Annotated in this window: 21 protein-coding genes; 11 read left to right on the forward strand and 10 right to left on the reverse strand. The window is 65.5% G+C overall.

Features of this window, described 5'->3' with window-relative positions; translation table 11 throughout:
• Positions 1-125: 125 nt before the first annotated feature.
• Positions 126-1715: a gamma-glutamyltransferase gene (locus tag IVB46_RS07630; RefSeq protein ID WP_247311658.1), complete on the forward strand. Its 1590-nt coding sequence runs from the start codon at positions 126-128 to the stop codon at positions 1713-1715.
• Positions 1716-1806: 91 nt separating this feature from the next.
• Positions 1807-2031, forward strand: a complete 225-nt coding sequence (locus IVB46_RS07635; protein ID WP_049826409.1) for a hypothetical protein — start codon at positions 1807-1809, stop codon at positions 2029-2031.
• A gap of 56 nt (positions 2032-2087) precedes the next feature.
• Here the strand turns inward: IVB46_RS07635 and IVB46_RS07640 are convergent, their stop codons facing one another.
• The 4 genes from IVB46_RS07640 to IVB46_RS07655 are packed head-to-tail and all read right to left on the reverse strand — an operon-like array spanning position 2088 to position 5553.
• Entirely contained in the window at positions 2088-3374 is a 1287-nt protein-coding gene (locus IVB46_RS07640; protein ID WP_247311655.1) for an FAD-binding oxidoreductase, read from the reverse strand.
• A gap of 12 nt (positions 3375-3386) precedes the next feature.
• Positions 3387-4118: an amino acid ABC transporter ATP-binding protein gene (locus tag IVB46_RS07645; protein ID WP_028149547.1), complete on the reverse strand. Its 732-nt coding sequence runs from the start codon at positions 4116-4118 to the stop codon at positions 3387-3389.
• Entirely contained in the window at positions 4115-4768 is a 654-nt protein-coding gene (locus tag IVB46_RS07650; RefSeq protein ID WP_014497665.1) for an amino acid ABC transporter permease, read from the reverse strand. The genes IVB46_RS07645 and IVB46_RS07650 overlap by 4 nt, the downstream gene beginning before the upstream one ends.
• 26 nt (positions 4769-4794) lie before the next feature.
• Positions 4795-5553, reverse strand: a complete 759-nt coding sequence (locus IVB46_RS07655) for an ABC transporter substrate-binding protein (protein ID WP_247311652.1) — start codon at positions 5551-5553, stop codon at positions 4795-4797.
• A gap of 179 nt (positions 5554-5732) precedes the next feature.
• Here IVB46_RS07655 and IVB46_RS07660 point away from each other — a divergent pair, with 179 nt between their 5' ends.
• Complete coding sequence (locus IVB46_RS07660; RefSeq protein WP_247311650.1) at positions 5733-6392, forward strand: XRE family transcriptional regulator; 660 nt, start codon at positions 5733-5735, stop codon at positions 6390-6392.
• A gap of 265 nt (positions 6393-6657) precedes the next feature.
• On the opposite strand, the gene IVB46_RS07665 is transcribed toward IVB46_RS07660, so the two are convergent.
• Both IVB46_RS07665 and IVB46_RS07670 read right to left on the reverse strand, forming a co-directional pair.
• The gene (locus tag IVB46_RS07665) at positions 6658-7923 is read right to left on the reverse strand and encodes a D-amino acid dehydrogenase (RefSeq protein ID WP_247311648.1); all 1266 of its coding nucleotides are present in this window, start codon (positions 7921-7923) and stop codon (positions 6658-6660) included.
• A 70-nt stretch (positions 7924-7993) separates the two neighbouring features.
• Complete coding sequence (locus IVB46_RS07670) at positions 7994-9322, reverse strand: aspartate aminotransferase family protein (protein ID WP_049826414.1); 1329 nt, start codon at positions 9320-9322, stop codon at positions 7994-7996.
• A gap of 149 nt (positions 9323-9471) precedes the next feature.
• Between IVB46_RS07670 and IVB46_RS07675 the strand changes: the two genes are divergently transcribed.
• Complete coding sequence (locus IVB46_RS07675; protein WP_015688264.1) at positions 9472-10020, forward strand: cupin domain-containing protein; 549 nt, start codon at positions 9472-9474, stop codon at positions 10018-10020.
• Between the two features lie 146 nt (positions 10021-10166).
• On the forward strand, positions 10167-10319 hold the full coding sequence (locus IVB46_RS07680; RefSeq protein ID WP_166082130.1) for a hypothetical protein: 153 nt from the start codon (positions 10167-10169) through the stop codon (positions 10317-10319).
• Between the two features lie 43 nt (positions 10320-10362).
• On the opposite strand, the gene IVB46_RS07685 is transcribed toward IVB46_RS07680, so the two are convergent.
• The 3 genes from IVB46_RS07685 to IVB46_RS07695 are packed head-to-tail and all read right to left on the reverse strand — an operon-like array spanning position 10363 to position 14166.
• Positions 10363-12624 carry a xanthine dehydrogenase family protein molybdopterin-binding subunit gene (locus tag IVB46_RS07685; RefSeq protein WP_247342403.1) on the reverse strand — a complete coding sequence of 754 codons (2262 nt, stop codon included), beginning with the start codon at positions 12622-12624 and terminating at the stop codon, positions 10363-10365.
• Positions 12617-13672 (reverse strand): xanthine dehydrogenase family protein subunit M, encoded by a 1056-nt coding sequence (locus IVB46_RS07690; protein WP_247311640.1) that lies wholly within the window; start codon positions 13670-13672, stop codon positions 12617-12619. Before IVB46_RS07690 ends, IVB46_RS07685 begins: the two co-directional genes overlap by 8 nt.
• Positions 13669-14166, reverse strand: a complete 498-nt coding sequence (locus IVB46_RS07695) for a 2Fe-2S iron-sulfur cluster-binding protein (protein ID WP_247342405.1) — start codon at positions 14164-14166, stop codon at positions 13669-13671. The genes IVB46_RS07690 and IVB46_RS07695 overlap by 4 nt, the downstream gene beginning before the upstream one ends.
• A gap of 252 nt (positions 14167-14418) precedes the next feature.
• Between IVB46_RS07695 and IVB46_RS07700 the strand changes: the two genes are divergently transcribed.
• Positions 14419-15060 carry a TetR/AcrR family transcriptional regulator gene (locus tag IVB46_RS07700; RefSeq protein ID WP_247311841.1) on the forward strand — a complete coding sequence of 214 codons (642 nt, stop codon included), beginning with the start codon at positions 14419-14421 and terminating at the stop codon, positions 15058-15060.
• A 65-nt stretch (positions 15061-15125) separates the two neighbouring features.
• The gene (locus IVB46_RS07705; protein WP_247311637.1) at positions 15126-15533 is read left to right on the forward strand and encodes a DUF4864 domain-containing protein; all 408 of its coding nucleotides are present in this window, start codon (positions 15126-15128) and stop codon (positions 15531-15533) included.
• Here IVB46_RS07705 and IVB46_RS07710 read toward each other — a convergent pair.
• Entirely contained in the window at positions 15530-16795 is a 1266-nt protein-coding gene (locus tag IVB46_RS07710; RefSeq protein ID WP_247311634.1) for an MFS transporter, read from the reverse strand. The genes IVB46_RS07705 and IVB46_RS07710 overlap by 4 nt on opposite strands.
• Positions 16796-16945: 150 nt before the next feature.
• On the opposite strand from IVB46_RS07710, the gene IVB46_RS07715 reads away from it, so the two are divergent.
• From IVB46_RS07715 to IVB46_RS07730, 4 genes are all read left to right on the forward strand, one after another.
• Positions 16946-17383, forward strand: coding sequence for a hypothetical protein (locus IVB46_RS07715; RefSeq protein ID WP_247311631.1), 438 nt, complete (start codon positions 16946-16948; stop codon positions 17381-17383).
• A 79-nt stretch (positions 17384-17462) separates the two neighbouring features.
• The gene (locus IVB46_RS07720; RefSeq protein ID WP_247311628.1) at positions 17463-17747 is read left to right on the forward strand and encodes a hypothetical protein; all 285 of its coding nucleotides are present in this window, start codon (positions 17463-17465) and stop codon (positions 17745-17747) included.
• Positions 17748-17756: 9 nt separating this feature from the next.
• Positions 17757-19181, forward strand: coding sequence for a TolC family protein (locus tag IVB46_RS07725; protein ID WP_247311625.1), 1425 nt, complete (start codon positions 17757-17759; stop codon positions 19179-19181).
• A 13-nt stretch (positions 19182-19194) separates the two neighbouring features.
• Positions 19195-20532: a copper oxidase gene (locus IVB46_RS07730; protein ID WP_247311622.1), complete on the forward strand. Its 1338-nt coding sequence runs from the start codon at positions 19195-19197 to the stop codon at positions 20530-20532.
• Positions 20533-20547 lie beyond the last annotated feature (15 nt).

Genomic DNA, 20547 nt, shown 5'->3' on the forward strand with positions numbered 1-20547 from the left:
GCTTCTCCCTTTGGATTTTCTCGTTGGCGGCAATGTGCCATCCTTCGCGCGCCCCGCCAATGCTGCAGCTTCCGCATCAGCGCAACGAAGCCAGAACAGCCGAATCCAGAGATCAAGACGACATCATGCCTCATCAGTTCAGCCTCGCCCAAGCCGTCCGCAAACCCGCCGTCACATCCGAGGGCGGCATCGTCGCCTCGCAATCGCGACGGGCGGCCGAAGTGGGGGCGCAGGTGCTGGCGGCGGGCGGCGACTGCGTGGACGCGATCGTCGCGACCACCTTCGCACTGAACGTGCTGGAGCCCTGGAACAGCGGCATCGGCGGCGGCGGCGCCATGGTGCTCTACCGCGCCAAGGAAAATCGAACCGAGGTGATCGACTACGGCATGTGCGCGCCGCAGAGCCTGCGCACCACCGACTACCCGCTCAGCGGCGAAGGCGCGGCCTCCGATCTGTTTCCGTGGCCGCGAGTCAAGGACGATCGCAACATTCACGGCCCCGGCTCGGTCGCCGTGCCCGGCGTCGTCGCCGGCATGGAGGAGGCGCATCGCCGCTACGCCAAGATGCCGTGGAAGGATCTGGTCGCGCCGGCCGCCGCGCTCGCCGGCGAAGGCCTGCTGGTCGATTGGTGGACCACGCTGACGATCGCGGCATCGGCAGCCGATCTCAGGCGCTATCCCGCGAGCGCGGCCACGTTCCTAAAGGATGGCCTGCCGCCGAGCGCGCCGTGGGGCATCAAGTCCGAAACGCGGCTGCCGCTGGCCACGTTGAAGGCAACGTTGTCGCACCTCGCCGCCGCCGGTCCGCGCGATTTCTACCAGGGCGATCTCGCCAAAAGCATCGCATCCGACATCAAGGCCGACGGCGGCTCGCTGTCGGTGGAGGATCTCGCCGCGTTTCGCGCCCATCTGCGCGAGCCGCTGGCGATCCCCTATCGCGACGGCAAGGTGTATGCGACGCCGGAGCTCACGGCCGGACCGACAATGGCGCATGCGCTGCGGCTGTTGCAGCAGAGTCTGAAGCCGGGAAGCGCACCCGACGCGACCACCTACAGCGAATATGCGCTCGCCTTGCAAGCGGCCTTCCGCGAGCGGCTCAAGGACATGGGCGATGCCGACGGCAAGCGCTCGCTCGGCGCCGAATATCTGGCGCCCGCCTGCACCACGCATTTCTCCGTGGTCGACCGCCACGGCAATATCGCGGCGGTGACGCAGACGCTGCTCTCGTCCTTCGGCTCGAAATACGTGACGCCGCACACCGGCATCGCCATGAACAACGGCATCATGTGGTTCGACCCGACGCCGGGCACCACCAACTCGCTCGCACCCGGGAAGCGCTGCCTCTGCAACTACACGCCCGTCATCGCCGAAACGAAGGACGGCAGGCGTCTCGCGGTCGGCGCCTCCGGCGGCCGCCGCATCCTGCCGTCGGTGATGCAGCTCGTGTCCTTTGCGATGGATTTCGGCATGGACCTCGATACGGCCATCCACCAGCCGCGGATCGACGCCAGCGAAGGCGCGGTCGTGATCGGCGACATCAGACTGCCGGCGGACGTACGCAAAACGCTTTCCGCACGCTTCGATTATGAAGAGACGCAAGTGCAGGCCCTGCCGCAGAAGTTCGCCTGCCCCAGCGTGGTGATGCGCGAGGGCGATACGAATTCCGGCGCGGTCGAGATCTTCCAGCCCTGGGCCGACGCTGTCGCCGAATCCTGAGCGTCACGACTCCTCCGCATTTGCACGCGACACCGCGATCGATGTTCGTTCGTCGAACGGACAGATGCGTGCCTAACAGGAGAGATTTCGGATGAAGAAACTTGCGCTCGCCGCAACACTGATCATCGCGGCCGGCTTCACCATGCCAAACGCCGCATTCGCCAGGGGCGGCCACGGACATGGTCATGGCCACGGCCATCATGGCGGATACCATGGACACCGCCATGCCACTCCTCCCGGATGGCATCACGGGCGCAAGGTCGGCTGGCGCGGCAGGGGCTGCCCGCCCGGCCTGTGGAAACAGGGCCGCTGCTGACGCTCTATCCGCAAGTCATGCAAGGCGTCGCTCCTGACGGGGCGGCGCCTTCTTCTTCAAACGCCCAGCCGGTCCCGCACCCGGCCCGTGATCACAGCAGTCGTAACCCCCAAGGGCCAAAATGCGTGCATCGGAATCGGCTTGATGCCTGTGACGGGCATGTCGATCTCGGCCTTGGCGCCGCCGATCAGCCGGCGCGCGAGCTGCGCGCCCATCGCGGTCGAGAGCGCGACGCCGCGGCCGTTGCAGCCGAGCGAGATCAGGACGCTCTCCGCCGGCTCGTGCACATGGGGATAATGATCCTTGGTGATGGCGAGCCGGCTGTTCCAGCCGTGCGTCCAGGCGGCGCCCTTGAGCTGCGGCCATAGCCGCTCGGCATAACGCATGAGATAGGCGACGTCGTTGGGCGACTTGATCCAGCGCATCGGGCCGCGACCGCCCATCAAGAGGCGGTTGTGCTGATCGATGCGGTAATAGACCGTGATGTGGCCGCTCTCGTAGAGCACCGGCCGTGTCGGCATGATCGAGCGAGCGACCGCGTCGGAGAGCGGCGCCGTGGCGGCAATCGAAGAGAACACCGGCACGATGGTGCGGCGGAGCGCCGGCCAGAGATCGTCGGTGAAGCCGTTGGTGGCGAGCAGGACCTTGTCGGCATGCACCACCGCGCGCGGCGTCTCGATGCGCCAGCGCGCGCCGTCGCGACGGAGCGACAGCGCCGGCGTTTCGCCATGGACCTTCACGCCCGCGGAGATCGCGGCGCGCGCAAGGCCGCGGGCGTAGCTGAGAGGATGCAGATCGCCGCCGCGCGTGTCCAGCATCGCGCCGATGTAGCGGTCCGTGCCGGTCATCTCGCGCAACTGCTCGCGGTTCAGATATTGCACCGGCATGCCGCGGCGGATGCATTGCTCCGCCGTCTTCTCGATCGCGGCAGCGCTGGCCTCGTTGTAGGCCGCGCGCAGCGTGCCATTCTGCCGCGCTTCGCAGGGGATCTGGTAGCGGCGGATCAGGTCGTGCGTGAAATTGGTCGTGCCGTAGGAGAATTCGATCATGCGTCGGCCGAGCTCGGCGCCGAAATCGGCCTCGATCTGATCGGGATCATGCTTCAGGCCGGGATTGGTGTGACCGCCATTATTGCCCGATGCGCCCCAGCCGGGTTCCTGCGCCTCCAGCACCAGCGCCTCGACACCTTGCTCCGCCAGATGCAAAGCCGTGGACAGCCCGGTGTAGCCGCCGCCGACGATAGCAACGGAGACGGTCTTGTCGACATCGAGCGGCGGCGTGGCAACCGGCGCGACGGCGGTGTCGGCATAGGGCGAGGGCGGCAGAGGCAGGCGCATAGTCATGACGAGGACCGATCAGAGCGGATGCAGCACGCGGCGCAAAAAGTCCTGCGTGCGCGGGTGCTGGGGTTGATTGAGGACGGCCTTCGCCGCGCCCTGCTCGACGATGACGCCGCCGTCGATGAAGAGCACGCGGTCGGCGACGTCGCGGGCAAAGCCCATCTCGTGGGTGACGACGACCATGGTCATGCCGTCATCGGCGAGCTTGCGCATCACGCCGAGCACGTCACCGACCAGTTCGGGATCGAGCGCCGAGGTCGGCTCGTCGAACAGGATCGCCTTTGGCTGCATCGCGAGCGCGCGCGCGATGGCGACGCGCTGCTGCTGGCCGCCAGAGAGCTGCGGTGGATGCGCATCGGCCTTTTCGGCGAGGCCCACCTGACCGAGCAGCGCGCGGCCGCGCTCGAGCACCTGCGCACGCGGCTCCTTCTTTACAAAGAGCGGACCTTCGACGACGTTCTCCAGCACGGTGCGATGCGGGAACAGGTTGAAGCGCTGGAACACCATCGAGACCTGGGTGCGGACCTTCACGATGGAGGGCGCATCGCGGTCGACCTTCAGTCCCTCGACGTTGATCTCGCCGCGGTCGTAGCTTTCCAGCCCGTTGATACAGCGCAGGATCGTCGACTTGCCGGAGCCCGAGGGGCCAATGATGCAGACCACCTCACCCTTCTGGACGGAGGCCGTGATGCCCTTGAGCACCTCGTTCTGGCCAAAGCTCTTGTGGACGTCGGTGAGCTCGATCATTTCTTGCCCGCCCGCTTCTCGAAGTGACGGACCAGCAGGATCAGCGGGATGCTCATGGTGAGATACATCAGCGCCACCAGCGTGAACACGTTGGTGTTCTTGAAGGTCGAGGACGCGATCAGCTTGCCCTGAAGGGCAAGCTCGGCGACCGTGATGGTCGAGGCTTGCGAAGAATCCTTCAGCATCATGATCATGACGTTGCCGTAAGGCGGCAGCACGATGCGCACTGCCTGCGGCAGCACCACGCGGCGCATGGTGAGCCACCAGCCCATGCCGATCGACTGCGCCGCCTCGATCTGGCCCTTGTCGATCGCCTCGATGCCCGCGCGGAAATTCTCGGCCTGGTAGGCCGAATAGGCGATGCCGAGCCCGAGGATCGCGGCCTGCAAGGCCGACAGCGTGACACCGAGATCCGGCATCACGAAATAGAGGTAGAACAACAGCACGATGATCGGGATGCCGCGGATCACGTTGATCAGGCTAGCGCTGAGCATCGACAGCACCTTGATGCCGGAGACCCGCATCATCGCCCAGATCAGACCCAGCACCGTCGAGAGCAGCAGCGAGCCGATAGTGACGACGATCGTCAGCGCGACGCCGCTCATCAGGATCGGGAAGAATTCGACGGCGTCGTGCCAGAAGCCTTTCATCGGTCAGCCTTACCAGCCTCTGTCGATCAACCCTGCGCCTTCTGACCCCACTTCTCGAGGATCTTGTCGATGGTGCCGTTGGCCTTCAGCTTCGCCAGCGAGGCGTTGATCTTGCCGAGCAGCGCGGCCTCGCCCTTGCGGACGCCGATGCCGACCGAGCCGACGGTGACGGGCTTGTAGCCGTCGACGAGACGTACCTCGGGGAAACCGCCCTGCTTCAGATTGTAGGCGAGGATCGGATAGTCGGCGTAGCCGGCCTTGAGGCGACCGGTGTTCACGTCGCGCAGGATGTCCGGGATGGTGTCGTAGGCCTTGACGTCGGCGAACAGGCCGGACTTCTTCAGCGCATCGACGAAGGCGGTACCGACCTGGGCGCCGACCGTCTCGCCCTTCAGATCATCCTGCGTGGCATAGGCCTTGGTGTCGCTCTTCGGGACCACCAGGCCCTCGCCGTAGGTGTAGATCGGATCGGAGAAGTCGACGACCTCCTTGCGCGGCGCGGTGATGAACATCGCAGCCGCAATCATGTCGATCTTGCCCGATGTCAGCGACGGGATCAGCGCCGAGAACGCCATCGGCTCGATCTGCACGCTGAGGCCGGCGTCCTTGCCGATCTCGGTGACGATGTCGACCATGATGCCCTGGATCGTGTTGGTCTTGGTGTCGAGGAAGGTGAAGGGAATGCCTGTCGGCGTCGAGCCGACCTTCAGCACCTGCTGCGCCGAAGCCGGCATCACCGCTGCAATCGCGAGCGCCGCGACCGCGGCCAGACCAAAACGCTTCATCGCATCCCCCTTTGGGCTTGGCCGATGTCGGCGCTCGCGCATGTCGTGATCAGACGTTGCGGGCCAAGCCGTTTCGGCCTATTTTCACCAATATGAAAATTTGGTCACACTTTCGCGGGCGATGCAAGCGGTTTTCATGCACATGAAGGAAGCGGTTTGACGTGAGCGGTGGCAAAAGAATGCGCAAACCGGCCGCCGCAAAGCCGGCGAGGACGGTGAAGGCCAGGAAGGTGCCGGTCAAGGCTGTCACCAAGCCGGCCGAGCCCGCGATGGATGTCGCGGTCGGCCGCCGCATCCGGGATCTCCGGCGCGTCAGGCAATTCTCGCTGGAGACGGTGGCCGCACGCACGGACCTGTCGATCGGCTTCCTCAGCCAGATCGAGCGCGGACTGTCGTCGCCCTCGCTGCGCGTGCTGGCCACGCTCGCAGACGTGCTCGGCGTCGGCATCGCCGCGCTGTTCGGCGCGAGCCCAAGTGCCGACGGTGTATCGGATCAGGTCGTGACGCGCGGGCTGCAGCGCCCCGAGCTGAAGCTCTGGCGCACCGGCGTATCGAAACAATTGCTGAGCCCGGCGAGCGCCGACAACAAGCTCAACCTGTTCCTGGTGCATCTGGAACCGGGTGGCTCCACCGGTGACGAGCTCTACACTCACGATGGCGAAGAGGCCGGCTTGGTGCTCGAAGGCGAGATGATGCTGACGGTGGACAGCGAGACGTGGTCGCTGAAGACGGGCGACAGTTTTCGGTTCGCGAGCCGAAGGCCGCACCGTTTTTCCAATCCGGCCAATGATGCGAAGGCTGTGGTGCTGTGGGTGAATTGCGTGACGGGGGCGGGGTAGCTTCTTTTCGCGCGGCTAGCGCAATTCCAGTCCCGTCATCCTGAGGCGCTCGCGCAGCGAGCCTCGAAGGATGCACGGCCCGATAGAGCCGGGCCGTCGCCCTTCGAGGGCCGCTGAAGAAGCGGCCACCTCAGGGTGACGGAGATGGAGTGAGTGCACGATGCGTCTCCACCGTCATTGCGAGCGCAGCGAAGCAATCCAGGCTGCCACCGCGGAAAGATACTGGATTGCTTCGCTGCGCTCGCAATGACGAGCAGATAGAGTCTTAGCCAAACCGATACTTGTACCGGTCCACCGTCAGCGCGCTCACATCGACCTCCGGCTTCTTGCCCGACAGCATGTCCGCGAGCACGCGGCCGGAGCCGCAGGACATGGTCCAGCCGAGCGTGCCATGGCCGGTGTTGAGGTGGAGGTTGCCGTACTGCGTCGGGCCGATCACCGGCGGGCCGTCCGGTGTCATCGGACGCAGGCCGCTCCAGAACGTCGCCTTGGAGAGATCGCCGCCGCGCGGGAACAGATCGGTCAGCGAATGATCGAGCGTAGCGCGGCGGGCGTCGTAGAGCTGGCTCGAATAGCCGGAGATCTCGGCGGTGCCGCCGACGCGGATGCGATTGCCGAGGCGGGTGATCGCGACCTTGTAGCTCTCGTCCATCACGGTCGATTCCGGCGCGCCGGAGGCGTCCTTGATCGGCACCGTGATCGAATAGCCCTTCACCGGATAGACCGGCAGTGAGATGCCGAGCGGCGCAACGAGCCGCGACGACCAGCTTCCGAGCGCGAGAACGTAGGCGTCGGCCTGCAACGTGCCCGCACTGGTCACGACACCACTGACGCGCGCGCCGTCCGTGACAATGCGGTCGATGCCGGTATTGAACATGAAGCGCACACCGAGCGCTTCGGCATGCTTGGCCAGCGCCTGCGTGAACATGTGGCAGTCGCCGGTCTCGTCCTGCGGCAAGCGAAGGCCGCCGGCGAACTTCTCCTTCACGGCGGCGAGCGCCGGCTCGACCGCGATGCAGCCCTCCCGGCTCAACACCTCGAAAGGAACGCCATACTGCTTGAGCACGGCGATGTCCTCACCGGTGCCATCGAGCTGCGCCTGGTAGCGGAACAGCTGCAGCGTGCCCTGCGAACGCTCGTCATACTGGATGCCGATGTCGCGGCGCAGATCGCGCAGGCAATCGCGGCTGTATTCCGCGATCGGGATCATCCGGCTCTTGTTGACCGCGTAACGCGCACTGGTGCAGTTGCGCAGCATCTTGGAGAGCCAGACCCACATCACAGGATCGAGCTTCGGCCGGATCACCAGCGGGCCGTGCTTCATCAGCAGCCATTTGATCGCCTTCACCGGCACGCCGGGGCCGGCCCAGGGCGAGGAATAGCCGGGCGACACCTCGCCCGCGTTGGCGAAAGAGGTTTCCAGCGCCGGCTCGGGCTGACGGTCGACGACCGTCACCTCATGACCGGCACGCGCAAGGTAGTAGGCAGAGGTGACACCGATGACACCGCTGCCGAGGATCAGAACTTTCACGCTTCGTCAAACTCCCGCGGCATCACGCTCGCCGCTGCAAGAACAAACTCCGCAACGGCGAGAGCAATTATCAAGCCACCCGCTTGATGGCGTCGCCGAGGATCGAGACCATATCGTCGATATGGCTCTTCTCGACGATGAGCGGGGGCGACAGCGCAAAGGAGTCGCCGCTCATGCGGAAGTACAGACCGCGATTGAAGCAGTCGACCATCACGTCGTAGCCGCGCGCGCCGACCGCACCGTCACGCGACGACAGCTCCACCGCGCCCATCAGGCCGCAATTACGGATGTCGACGACGTTCGGCAGGCCCTTCAGCGAATGCAGCGCATCGCGCCAGTATTCGGCGATCGACGCACCGCGCGTCAGCAGGCCCTCGTCCTTGTAGATGTCGAGCGTCGCGATGCCGGCGGCGCAGGCCGTCGGATGCGCCGAATAGGTGTAGCCGTGGAACAGCTCCATCTGGTTCTCCGGGCCGACCATCAGGCCGTCGTGAACCTTGCGGCTTGCGAAAACCGCGCCGCAGGGAATGGTGCCGTTGGTGATGCCCTTGGCCGTCGTCATCAGGTCCGGCGTGACGCCGAAGAAGTCGGCGGCGAACGGCGTGCCGAGGCGGCCGAAGCCGGTGATGACCTCGTCGAAGATGAGGAGGATGCCGTGCTTGTCGCAGATCTCGCGCAGACGCTTGAGATAGCCCTTCGGCGGCGGCAGCACCGCGGTCGAGCCCGGCACCGGCTCGACGATAACGGCCGCGATCGTCTCGGCGCCGTGCAGGCCGACCAGACGCTCGAGATCGTCGGCGAGTTCGGCGCCATGCTCAGGCTGGTCCTTGGCGAAGGCGTTACGGGTGAGATCGTGGGTGTGGCGGATGTGGTCGACGCCCGGCAGGTGGGTGGCGAAGGCGCGGCGATTGGCGACCATGCCGCCGACCGACATGCCGCCGAAGCCGACGCCGTGATAGCCGCGCTCGCGGCCGATCAGACGGGTGCGGCTCGCCTGGCCGTTGGCGCGGTGATAGGCGAGCGCGATCTTCAGCGCGGTGTCGACCGACTCGGAGCCGGAGTTGGTGAAGAAAACGCGGTCGAGGCCCTTCGGCGCGATCTCGGCGAGACGCTCGGCGAAGTCGAATGCCAGCGGATGGCCCATCTGGAACGACGGCGCGAAGTCCAGCGTCATCAGCTGGCGCTCGACGGCGGCGGCGATCTGCTTGCGGCCGTGGCCGGCATTGACGCACCAGAGGCCAGCGGAGCCGTCGATCACCTTGCGGCCGTCGACGGTGGTGTAGTGCATGCCCTCGGCCGAGGAGAACAGGCGCGGCGCCTTCTTGAACTGACGGTTGGCCGTGAACGGCATCCAGAACGAGTCGGTCTTGATAGTGTTCGGAATCTGATGAAGGGTCACGGGCCACGCTCCTTTGCTGACCGGATAGCAGAGGCACGGCTTCGGAAGCGCAACAAGTCCTTTTCTGGTCACCTGCAAGCCATTGATTTCACTGGGGGTGCCGGTCCATATTTGCGCGATCCGCAACACCTGCAACAGGGACCAGGGGCATGAGCGTCGACATCGGTGGACGGCTGCGATTCATCCGGGCACACCACAAGCTGTCGCAGCGCGAGCTCGCCAAGCGCGCCGGGGTCACCAATTCGACGATCTCGCTGATCGAATCCAACCAGATGAACCCGTCGGTCGGCGCGCTCAAGCGCATCCTCGACGGCATCCCGATGGGGCTCGCCGAGTTCTTCGCGCTGGAGCCGGAGAGCCGGCGCAAGATCTTCTATCGCTCTGAAGAGCTGACCGAGGTCGGCAAGAAGCCGATCTCGTATCGGCAGATCGGCGACAATCTGTTCGGCCGCAGCTTGCAGATCTTGAAAGAGCGATACGAGCCCGGCAGCGACACCGGACGCGTTCACCTCGTCCATGACGGCGAGGAAGGCGGCATCGTGATCTCGGGCAAGCTCGAAGTCACCGTCGAGGACGAGCGCCGCATCCTCAATCCCGGCGATGCCTACTACTTCGAGAGCCGTCGCCCGCATCGCTTCCGCTGCGTCGGCGGCAAGCCGTGCGAAGTGATCTCGGCCTGCACGCCGCCGACGTTTTGAGGCGCATCGACATTATCCGGAATCTTACGGAGTGCCCCGGTGTCTTACGGATCTTGAGGCATCTCAATTTCCGCGCGTCGATCCTCTATATGTTGCGAACCCAAGCCGAGAGACATTCCGGCGCCGCTTCATAACTGGGCTCGAAGATGAAGATCACGCTTGCCAATGCAGAGGCTGCGCTCGATGAAGTGCAGCGCGACACCGACAAGCTCCATTCGCAGGAGCTGCGTAAGGCTATTGCCGACTATATCGAGACGCAGCGAGAAGCGCTGAAGGCGCTCCGCAAGAAACTGCATTAGCAGGACGCGGCGGAACGAGAAGATCTCGTCCCGCCTTTTTGCCTCAACGCTGCGTCAGCAACTCCTCGATCTTGATCGGGAAACGACGCACCCGCACGCCTGTCGCGTGCCAGACGGCATTGGCGACCGCGCCGGCGCTGCCGGTGATACCGATCTCCCCGACGCCCTTGATGCCGAGCGCATTCACATGCGGATCGTGCTCCTCGACCGTGATCACGTCGAGCGGCGGCACGTCGGCATTCACCGGGATGTGGTACTCGCCGAGATTGGCATTCATGATCCGACCGCTGCGGCGGTCGGTGATGGCTTCCTCATGCAGCGCGAAGGACATGCCCCAGATCATGCCGCCGAACAGCTGGCTCTTCACCAGATGCGGATTGACGATGCGCCCCGCAGCGAACGCACCGACCATGCGGGTGACGCGGACCTGGCCGAGCTCAGGATCGACCTTCACCTCCGCGAACACCGCGCCGTGGGCATGCATGGCATACTCTTCCATCGCCGCAGGATTTGGCGCGCCGGTGCCGCGCGCCTCGACCTCGGCAACGCCAGCGCGCGCGAGGATCTCGACGTAGCTCTCTCCGCGGTTTTCGTCATCGCGACGGATCAACCGGCCCTCGCGTGCGATGACGCCGGCATTGCCGGCACCGAACAGCGGCGAGCGCTCGTCACTGGTGGCGAGATCGGCGAGCTTTGCGACCACGGCCGCACCGGCGCTGTGGATCGCGGCACCCGCGGTCGCGGTGTGCGCCGAGCCGCCGGCAATACCGGCGTCGGGCAAGTCTGATGAACCAGCCTTGAACTCGACGCGGTCGATATCGAGGCCGAGTTCATCGGCCGCAATCTGGGCGAGCGCCGTCCAGGCGCCCTGCCCCATGTCATGCGCGCCGATCTCCATCGCGCCGCTACCGTCGCGGCGGAGCACTGCGCGCGCTTCGGCCTGGAACATCAGCGCTGGGAAGGTCGCCGTGCCCATGCCCCAGCCGACCAGGAGACCTGCATCGTCGCGCATCTGCCGCGGCTGGAGCGAACGCTTCGCCCAGCCGAACCGCGCCGCGCCCTGCTCGTAGCAGGCACGCAGCGCCTTCGACGAGAACGGTTTTCCCGTGATCGGCTCGACCTCGGCGTAGTTCTTCAGGCGGAAGGCGAGTGGATCGATGCCGCAGGCCCAGGCCATTTCGTCGATCGCGCTTTCGAGCGCGATCGAGCCGGTGGCCTCGCCGGGCGCACGCATGAACAGCGGTGTACCGGTGTTGACGCGCACGGCGTCATGCGAGGTGCGGATTGACGGGCTGGCATAGAGTGTATGCGAGGCATCCGCGGCCGGCTCGTAGAAATCGTCAAACGTGCTCGACACGGTTCTGGCGTGATGATCGAGCGCGGTCAGGCGCCCTTCGCCGTCCGTGCCAATGCGCAGCCGCTGACGCGTCGGTGCACGGTGACCGACCGGGCCGTACATCTGCTCACGGCGCAGCACCAGCTTGACCGGCTTGCCGACCAGCTTTGCCGCCATGATGCCGAGGACCGGCGGACCAGCCATCAGCCCCTTCGAACCAAAGCCACCGCCGAGGAACGGGCTGCGGATGTGGATCTTGTCATGCGCGATGCCGAACAACTCTGCCACGCGCGCAAGCGACAGCATCAGCCCCTGCGTGGGCATGTCGATCTGCAAATTGTTGCCATCCCATGACGCGACGATCGCATGCGGCTCCATCGCGTTGTGATATTGCGGCGGCGTTTCGTAGATCGAGTCGATCTGCTTGTCGGCTGCGGCGAGACCTGCTTCGACATCGCCGCGGTGATTTTCCGTGGGGTTGCCGACGCCGACGACAGGCGGCACGTAACTCTCGCCGGCATCGAGACCGACCAGCGCAGGCAGCGTCTCGTAGCGCGGCGCCAGCAGCACCGCGCCTTCGGTCGCCGCCTCCAGCGTCTCGGCGATCACGACTGCGATGGGCTGGTTGGCGTAGCGGACCTCATTGCTCTGCAAGACCTCCATCCGGAACACGAACGGATTGGTCTTGATCTCCGGATCGATTGCGAGCTGCGGCTTGTGCTCGGGTGTCATGACGTCGACGACGCCGGGATGGCGTTTTGCGGCGGCGACATCGAGCGAGGTGACGCGGCCATGCGCGATGCTGGCGACCGCCATCACGGCAAACAGCATGCCGGGCGGATGGTTGTCGGCGGCGTAGGTCGCCTGCCCCTTGACCTTGAGGACGCCGTCGCGGCGGGTCAGCGGCTGACCGATGTTAGAGCCGTGGCGCAGATGGGCGGGAGAGCTGGATAGATTAAGCTCAGGCATGGATGGCTCCGGACGTCGAGGCAAAGGGAGAGGCCGGCAGCGCGGGAATACGCGCGGGCGTACCGGCAGCGGCAAGGGTCAGCGCGCGCACGACGATGCGGCGTGCGAGCTCGATCTTGAAGGCGTTGTCGCCGGACGGCTTTGCGTCGGTAAGAGCGCGCCAGGCCGCTTCCTGGAAGGCATCTGCCGTGGGCGTAACGCCCTTGAGCACGTCTTCCGCGGCACGAGCCCGCCAGGGCTTTGCTGCGACGCCGCCGAGCGCCAGCCGCGCCTCCGCGACCTTGCCGTTCTCGATCCGCAACGCAGCCGCGGCCGAGACCACGGCGAAGGCGTAAGACGTGCGCTCACGAACCTTGAGGTAGCGCGCATGCGTGGCAAAGCTGCGCGCCGCCGGCGGCAGGCGCACCGCGACGACGAGGTCGCCGGGTTCGAGCGCCGATTCACGCTCGGGCGTATGGCCCGGCAGGCGATGCAGCGCGTCGAGCGCGATCTCGCGGCGGCCGTTCCTGCCCTCGATCTCGACGACGGCATCGAGCGCAAGCAGGGGTACGCAGAAGTCCGACGGATGCGTGGCGATACAGCTTTCGCTCCAACCGAGCACGGCATGGGTGCGGTTCTCGCCGTCGCGCGCGTCGCAGCCAGAGCCGGCCTCGCGCTTGTTGCAGCGGCTGGCGGTGTCGTAGAAATACGCGCAGCGCGTCCGCTGCAGCAGATTGCCGCCGACGGTCGCGGCATTGCGCAGTTGCGCGGACGCACCGGACAGCAGCGCCTCGGCAACGGCCGGGTAGGACCTCGCGAAGTTTGCGTCATGCGCGAGATCGGCGTTGCCCACCAGCGCGCCGATGCGCAACGATCCGTCAGCGAGAGTCTCGATCTGATCGAGTCCGTCGAGATGCGTGACGTCGACCAGACGATCCGGCCGGCTGATGCCGCCTTTCATCAGATCGAGCAGATTGGTGCCGGCGGCGAGATAAACAGCGCCCGGCTGAGCGGCCGCCGCAACGGCCTCGGCCACTGTGGCCGGCCTGATATAATCGAACGGTTTCATGCGGAGCGCCTCTGATTGGATTCGTCCGTGCCGGCCTGGGCTTCCAGCACGGCATCGACGATGCCGGCATAAGCGCCGCAGCGGCAGAGATTGCCGCTCATGCATTCGCGGATGCGCTCGGGATCGTTGCCGGCCTGCGCCTCTTGCATCATGCCGATCGCGCTCATGATCTGGCCGGGCGTGCAGAAGCCGCACTGGAATCCGTCATGGGCGATGAAGGCCGCCTGCACGGGATGAAGCTGGTCGCCGCGCGCCACGCCTTCGATGGCGAGGATGTCGGCGCCGTCATGGCTGATGGCCAGAGCAAGACAGGAGTTGATGCGCTTGCCGTCGACGAGAATGGTGCAGGCGCCGCACTGGCCGCGATCGCATCCCTTCTTGGTTCCGGTCAGATGGAGGCGCTCACGCAGGAGATCGAGCAGCGTGACGCGCGGATCGTCGAGGACGAAGTCGCGCCGCGCACCGTTCACGGTGAGGCTGATGGAGTGGTTCATACAAGGCTCCGATCAGATATGGACATGAGTCATCGGCCAGCGCGCCACCTCCGTGGCCGCTGTCGATATGCGTTGGCCAGGCGGAACCCGGCTAACATCTCAAGGAAGATACGGAGGCACCCTCCGCTTAACAAGGGCCGCCGAAAAATATTTGGAATTCGTCAAAAGCCCAAGCGCAGACAACGCGATGCAGCCTTGCAAGGGTTCATTGCGAGGGTTCAATCTAACCAATTCGTGATCTACATTACCGCCATGGACGACCAGACCGACCAGATTCGGAAGCCCCGTGCCGACGCCGTGCGCAATCGCGAGCGCGTGCTCGAGGCGGCGAAAATCGTGTTTAACGCGGGCGGTCCCGAGGCGAGCCTGGAAGCCGTCGCCAAACGCGCCGGCGTCGGCATCGGCACGCTCTATCGGCATTTTCCGACTCGCGAGGATTTGTTCGAGGCGGTGTACCGGCGCGAGGTCGAGCAGCTCAGCGAGCTCGCTGAGCAATTGAAGAACGCCAAGGACCCGGTCGATGCGCTGCGGCGCTGGCTGCGCTCCAACGTCGAATTCGTTGCCACAAAAAAGGGCATGTCGGCCGCGCTGGCGCTGACGTTCCAGAGCTCGTCGGAACTCGCGGCGTTCTCGATGGACCGGCTGACCAAGGCGATCGGCTCGCTGCTCGACCGCGCGGTCGCCGCCGGCCAGATGCGCGGCGATGTCAGCCCGGAGGATCTGCTCAGGGCACTGGTCGGCATGTGTTACATGCACGACCAGCCCGGTTGGCAATCCTCGGTGCTGCGCATGCTCGACGTGTTCGTGGACGGGCTGCGGGTGCAGCCGGCCGGCAAGTCCGGCACCAAGACCAAGGCGCGCGCCGCCAAGCCCGCGGTGAAACGGAAGCGATAGCGCGCCGTATTTCCCTGAGGGCGTGCTAGGATTGGCATCGCCGGGATTTCAACGCGGAGCCTGTCATGCGCATCGCCGCCTTGCTCGTCGCCCTCATGATTATCCTTGGTGCCGCTCCAGCATGCGCCGCCGACGTCACTGCGGCACAGGGCGTCATCCGTGCCCAGGAGCAGGCCTTTGCGCGCGACGATGCGGCCGCGGCCTATTCCCACGCCGCGCCTGCGATCAGGGAAATCTTCCCCGCCCCTGACATCTTCATGTCCATGGTGCAAAACGGCTACGCGCCGGTCTACCGGCACAAGAGCTTTGAGTTTGGCGAGAGCAAGAGCGAAGGCAACTGGATCTCCCAGCACGTCCACATCATCGACGCCAATGGCGAAGCCTGGGAAGCGCTCTACACGCTCGAGCAGCAGGCGGACGGCAGCTACAAGATCACCGGTTGCTCGCTGCTGAAGGTGGGACGAGAAGTCTAGGTCGCAAAACCCGGTCCCGTCTTGACCGCGTTCATCCGCGAGCGGATCAGCAGCGTCAAGACGATGCCGACATTGAGGGCATTCCACGCCACGCCGTTCGCGAACGCCGCAGCATAGGAGCCCGTCGCGTCGAAGATGACGCCCGACACCCAGCCGCCGAAGGACATGCCGAACACCGAGGCAAAGATTACGATGCCGACGCGGGTTGCCGCCTCGTTCGCCGGCATCGCCTCGCGCACGATGATGGCGTAGCTCGGCACGATGCCGCCCTGGAACAGGCCGAACATCGCGGAGATGAGATAGAGCGAAGTCAGGCTGTCGAAGAACAGATAGAACACCAGCGCAAAGCCCTGCGCCAGCGATCCGACCAGCAGCGTGCGGATGCCGCCGATCTTGTCGGCAAGGTAGCCCGAGCCGATGCGGCTGACGATGCCGCAGGCCATCATCAGCGACAGCATCTCGGCGCCGCGCGCCACGCCGTAACCGAGATCGCCGCAATAGGCGACGATGTGCACCTGCGGCATCGCCATGGCGACGCAGCAGGAGATGCTGGCGATCGAGAGCAGCACGGTCAGCGTGTTGGTCGAAAGCTTGAGATCGACCTGCGGCGGGCGCGCATTGGCGTGATTGCGGACCTTGTCGTCGCCCATCTGTGCGCGCAGGACCAGCACCAGGATCGTCATCAAGACCACGCAAACGAGGGCGATGCCGATATGCGTGGTGCGCCAGCCGATCGTCTGCATGCCCTCGCTGATGAGCGGCGGCCACATCGTGCCCGCGACGTAATTGCCGCTCGCGACGATGGTCACGGCAAGTCCGCGATAGCGCTCGAACCAGTGCGAGGCCTCCGCCATCAGCGGCGCGAAGGTCGCCGAGGTGCCGAGCCCGATCAGGAAATAGGCCGCGACGAACTGCCAGAGCTGGGTCGAGAGCCCCGCCAGCACGTTGGCAACGCCGATGAAAGCGATGCTGATCGCCATCGCCGGCACGATGCCGAACTTGTCGGTGATCTTGCCGGCGATCACGCCGCCGAGGCCGAAGCCGAACATCATCAGTGTGAAGGCCAGCGACACCGCAGCACGCGTGGCGGCGAACTCGGCCTGCACGACGGGAATCACCACGACGACGGCCCACATGCCGACGCCACCGATCGAACCGATCAGCAGCGCGAGCAACAGCCGCACCCAAGCCTGACGCGAATCAGGGGTGAATGAGGCCGGTCTCTGTCCTGGGAGATTTGGCGCGTGCACGGGCCGGACCATGTTCGCTGATCGCCGCGCGGTCAAGCAACGTGCCGCGATATTGGGCATGCGCGGTGCACTGCGGTAAGAAGATGCTTGGCGAAGCCGCGCTTTGCCATTAGTTTGCAATCTGCGTGTGCAACATTGCCGCGCGAGGAGCCTGTCGGCGGAATGCTGTTGCGATTGACGCGATCGATGCGGATCAGGGTGGGGCGGATCATCGCCCTCGCCTATCTGTTCTGCGTGCTCGCGCCGGCAGCAGCCCTCGCCTGGGGCAGCGGCCCGGCGCCGTGCCTCGACGACGCGCTCCTCGCCGATCTCGTGCCGGTGCATCACCAGATGCAGGCCAGCCACATGCATGGCGATGTGCCGCATGACCACGCAGGCATGCACGCGCATCACCGGGCTGCCGCACAGGATGCGCCCGCCCAACATCACCATGACGGCAAGGCTGGCCCGTGCTGCGCGATGATGTGCGTGAGCGCGCTGCCGGCCGACCTGCCCGGCGTCGCCAAGCCGCTGCAGCCGATTTCCGCCTGCGCGCCCGAGATCGTGGTCAGCCTGCACAGCGCGGCGCCGCCTCAGCACTACCGCCCTCCCATCGCCTGATCTGACGCGACGACGTCAGGTTCGGACGCGCATCCGCGCGCGCGAACCTGTGGTCTCTACGACAGATTAGGGATGACTCATGCTTACGCTTTCCGGGGCGAAGTTCGCCGCCGCATCCGCGGCGCGTGGACGACACTTTCGATTCTATTGGCCGCTGCTGGCCGCAACCACATTGATATTGTCCGGCTGCATGCCGGCAACTGTGCCCGTGGCCGGCGCCGATCCTGCCGATCCTGCGGCAAAGGTCGCACGCGCCAGCTATCGGTCGACCATCGCGCCCTATACCAGCCTGCGACCTGCGACGCCGGGGCCATGGCGCGACCGCAACGACGCTGTCGCACCGCAGCCGAAGCAAGACCGGTAGGGGCGCGCCATGACGCATCATTTTGCGCGGGGCCTGCTCGTGCTCACTGCGCTGGGACTTTCCGGCTGCATGGCATTCTCGCCGGACGGAGGCATGACGACGGTCTCGGACCTCACCAGCCAGACCATCAACAAGGACGTCGCCTTCGTGCGAACGGCCGAAGGTGCGGAGGCCGTCAACGCGACCGTCCGCCGCTTGCTGGCGCGCACGCTGACCACCGAGACGGCCGTGCAGATCGCGCTGCTCAACAACAAGGGACTGCAAGCGACCTATAACGAGCTGGCGCTGGCCGAGACCGAGTTGGTCGAGCAGAGCCTGCCGCCCAATCCTGTGTTTTCGATCTCGCGCATCGCAGGCAATGGCGCGAGCGAGATAGAGCGTCAGGTGGTTGGCGACATCCTCGCGCTGGCCACCCTGCCGTTCCGCTCCGACATCGCCCGCGACCGTTTCCGTCAGGCGCAATTGCGCGCGGCGTTGGCGACGCTGCGGCTGGCCGCAGATGTCCGGCGCGCCTATATCCGTGCGGTCGCCGGCAACGAAATGGTGGCGCTGCTCACCGACGCGAAGGCGACGGCGGAATCGACGGCGCAGCTCGCGGTCAAACTCGGCGAGACCGGCTCGATCAACAAGCTCGACCAGGCCCGCGAGCAGGTGTTTTATGCCGAGACCACGGCCGACCTCGCCACCGCGCGGCAGGCGGCAACGAGCGCGCGCGAAAGGCTCGCGCGCCTGATGGGGCTGTGGGACGGCGGCCTCGACTTCCGTCTGCCCGATCAATTGCCGCCGCTGCCGCGCCGGCCGCAGGCACTGCCCTCGATCGAGGCTGATGCTGTTGCCCATCGCATCGATCTACAGATCGCGCGGCTGGAGCTGACGGCGCTGGCAAAGTCGCTCAACCTCACCGAGGCGACGCGCTTTGTCACGCTGCTCGACCTCGCCGGCATCTCCCGCCGCACCCAGGATCCCGAGGGCCCGCCGTTCCGCGAACGCGGTTTCGATGTGCAGTTCCAGATCCCGATCTTCGACGGCGGCGAGGTGCGGGTGCGGCAGGCGGCGGAGACCTACAATCTCGCCTTCAACCGCCTGACCGAGCGCGCCGTCAACGTCCGCTCCGAGGCGCGCGATGCTTATCGTGTCTATCGCTCCAGCTACGACATCGCCAGCCACTATCAGCGCGAAATCCTGCCCTTGCGAAAAATCATCACGGAGGAGATGCAGCTGCGCTTCTCCAGCATGCAGGTCGATATTTTCGCGCTGCTCACCGAAGCGCGGCAGCGCCTGGCATCGCTGCGCGGCGCGATCGATGCCAAGCAAAAATTCTTCCTCGCCCAGTCCGACCTCCAGACCGCCGTCAACGGCGGCGGCGCACCTGCGTCGGGCGGCGACACTTCAACCACCATCGCCGCGGCAGCGCCTGCCGATGGCGGTCACTGAGATGGAGGCCAACATGTATTCCCGCCGAGGATTTTTGGGCACCGCCGCGCTTGCCAGCGCGTCGGCCATCAGCGGCCGTGTGCAGGCCGCGTCCATTCCGGAAGCGCCTCACATGGACAAGGTGGTGATGCAGCCGCCGCTGCATCCGATCAGCGGCCCGGACTATCGCCCCGTGGTCACGCTGAACGGATGGTCGCTGCCGTTCCGCATGAACGGCGACTGGAAGGAATTCCATCTCGTCGCCGAGCCCGTGGTGCGCGAGTTCGCCGAGGGCATGAAAGTGAATCTGTGGGGCTATAACGGCCAGTCGCCGGGTCCGACCATCGAGGCGGTCGAAGGCGACAAGGTTCGCGTCTTCGTCACCAACAGACTGCCCGAATACACCACCGTGCACTGGCACGGCATGATCATTCCCAGCGGCATGGACGGTGTCGGCGGACTGACGCAGCCGCACATCCAGCCGGGAAAGACCTTCGTCTACGAGTTCGAGATGAAGAAGAGCGGGACCTTCATGTACCACCCGCATTCCGACGAGATGGTGCAGATGGCGATGGGCATGATGGGCATGGTCGTCGTGCATCCGCGCGATCAAAGCTTCCGGCCGGTCGACCGCGACTTCGTCTTCGTGATGAGCACCTATCGCGTCGATCCCGGCACATACCTGCCGCAGGTCAACGAGATGACCGACTTCAACATGTGGACCTGGAATTCGCGGGTGTTTCCCGGCATCGATCCCTTGCCGATCAGGCTCGGCGACAAGGTGCGCGTGCGCATCGGCAATCTCAGCATGACCAACCATCCGATTCATCTGCACGGCCACAGCTTTGCGGTGACCTGCACCGATGGCGGCTGGATTCCGGAGAGCGCGCAATATCCGGAGACAACCACCGACGTGCCGGTCGGCGCGGTGCGCGTGTTCGACGTGCTCGCCGACAATCCCGGCGACTGGGCGTTCCACTGCCACAAGTCGCACCACACCATGAACGCGATGGGGCACGAGGTGCGCAATCTGATCGGCGTGTCGCGCAAGGACCTCGCCAGGGCCGTCCGCAAGCTCGCGCCTGACAGCATGGCGATGGGCTCGACCGGCATGGCCATGGGCAACATGGAGATGCCCGCGCCCGACAACACGCTGCCGATGATGACCGGCACCGGTCAGTTCGGCCCGATCGAGATGGGCGGCATGTTCACGGTGATGAAGATCCGCGAGGACCTCGCGCGCGACGATTACCGCGATCCCGGCCCCTACAAATTCCCGCAAGGCACCGTCGCCTACGAGGTCACCCCGCCGGCCGCAGAGCCGGCGCGGCAAAAGCCGGGCAGCCCACCGATGAAGAACATGAAGATGTGAGCGTTTCGATGAACC

It is taken from the genome of Bradyrhizobium sp. 61 (assembly GCF_023073075.1).
In the GTDB taxonomy this organism is placed as follows: Bacteria; Pseudomonadota; Alphaproteobacteria; order Rhizobiales; family Xanthobacteraceae; genus Bradyrhizobium; species Bradyrhizobium barranii.

What these genes read in the sequence shown, in the direction of transcription:
- IVB46_RS07660 (WP_247311650.1), top strand. Translation starts at nt 5,733, where the DNA reads ATGCGCAAACCGGCCGCCGCAAAGCCGGCGAGGACGGTGAAGGCCAGG.
- IVB46_RS07705 (WP_247311637.1), top strand. Translation starts at nt 15,126, where the DNA reads ATGCGCATCGCCGCCTTGCTCGTCGCCCTCATGATTATCCTTGGTGCC.
- IVB46_RS07730 (WP_247311622.1), top strand. Translation starts at nt 19,195, where the DNA reads ATGTATTCCCGCCGAGGATTTTTGGGCACCGCCGCGCTTGCCAGCGCG.
- IVB46_RS07695 (WP_247342405.1), bottom strand. Translation starts at nt 14,166, where the DNA reads ATGAACCACTCCATCAGCCTCACCGTGAACGGTGCGCGGCGCGACTTC.
- IVB46_RS07725 (WP_247311625.1), top strand. Translation starts at nt 17,757, where the DNA reads ATGACGCATCATTTTGCGCGGGGCCTGCTCGTGCTCACTGCGCTGGGA.
- IVB46_RS07640 (WP_247311655.1), bottom strand. Translation starts at nt 3,374, where the DNA reads ATGACTATGCGCCTGCCTCTGCCGCCCTCGCCCTATGCCGACACCGCC.
- IVB46_RS07715 (WP_247311631.1), top strand. Translation starts at nt 16,946, where the DNA reads ATGCTGTTGCGATTGACGCGATCGATGCGGATCAGGGTGGGGCGGATC.
- IVB46_RS07700 (WP_247311841.1), top strand. Translation starts at nt 14,419, where the DNA reads ATGGACGACCAGACCGACCAGATTCGGAAGCCCCGTGCCGACGCCGTG.
- IVB46_RS07635 (WP_049826409.1), top strand. Translation starts at nt 1,807, where the DNA reads ATGAAGAAACTTGCGCTCGCCGCAACACTGATCATCGCGGCCGGCTTC.
- IVB46_RS07710 (WP_247311634.1), bottom strand. Translation starts at nt 16,795, where the DNA reads ATGGTCCGGCCCGTGCACGCGCCAAATCTCCCAGGACAGAGACCGGCC.
- IVB46_RS07650 (WP_014497665.1), bottom strand. Translation starts at nt 4,768, where the DNA reads ATGAAAGGCTTCTGGCACGACGCCGTCGAATTCTTCCCGATCCTGATG.
- IVB46_RS07645 (WP_028149547.1), bottom strand. Translation starts at nt 4,118, where the DNA reads ATGATCGAGCTCACCGACGTCCACAAGAGCTTTGGCCAGAACGAGGTG.
- IVB46_RS07680 (WP_166082130.1), top strand. Translation starts at nt 10,167, where the DNA reads ATGAAGATCACGCTTGCCAATGCAGAGGCTGCGCTCGATGAAGTGCAG.
- IVB46_RS07675 (WP_015688264.1), top strand. Translation starts at nt 9,472, where the DNA reads ATGAGCGTCGACATCGGTGGACGGCTGCGATTCATCCGGGCACACCAC.
- IVB46_RS07655 (WP_247311652.1), bottom strand. Translation starts at nt 5,553, where the DNA reads ATGAAGCGTTTTGGTCTGGCCGCGGTCGCGGCGCTCGCGATTGCAGCG.
- IVB46_RS07685 (WP_247342403.1), bottom strand. Translation starts at nt 12,624, where the DNA reads ATGCCTGAGCTTAATCTATCCAGCTCTCCCGCCCATCTGCGCCACGGC.
- IVB46_RS07690 (WP_247311640.1), bottom strand. Translation starts at nt 13,672, where the DNA reads ATGAAACCGTTCGATTATATCAGGCCGGCCACAGTGGCCGAGGCCGTT.
- IVB46_RS07720 (WP_247311628.1), top strand. Translation starts at nt 17,463, where the DNA reads ATGCTTACGCTTTCCGGGGCGAAGTTCGCCGCCGCATCCGCGGCGCGT.
- IVB46_RS07630 (WP_247311658.1), top strand. Translation starts at nt 126, where the DNA reads ATGCCTCATCAGTTCAGCCTCGCCCAAGCCGTCCGCAAACCCGCCGTC.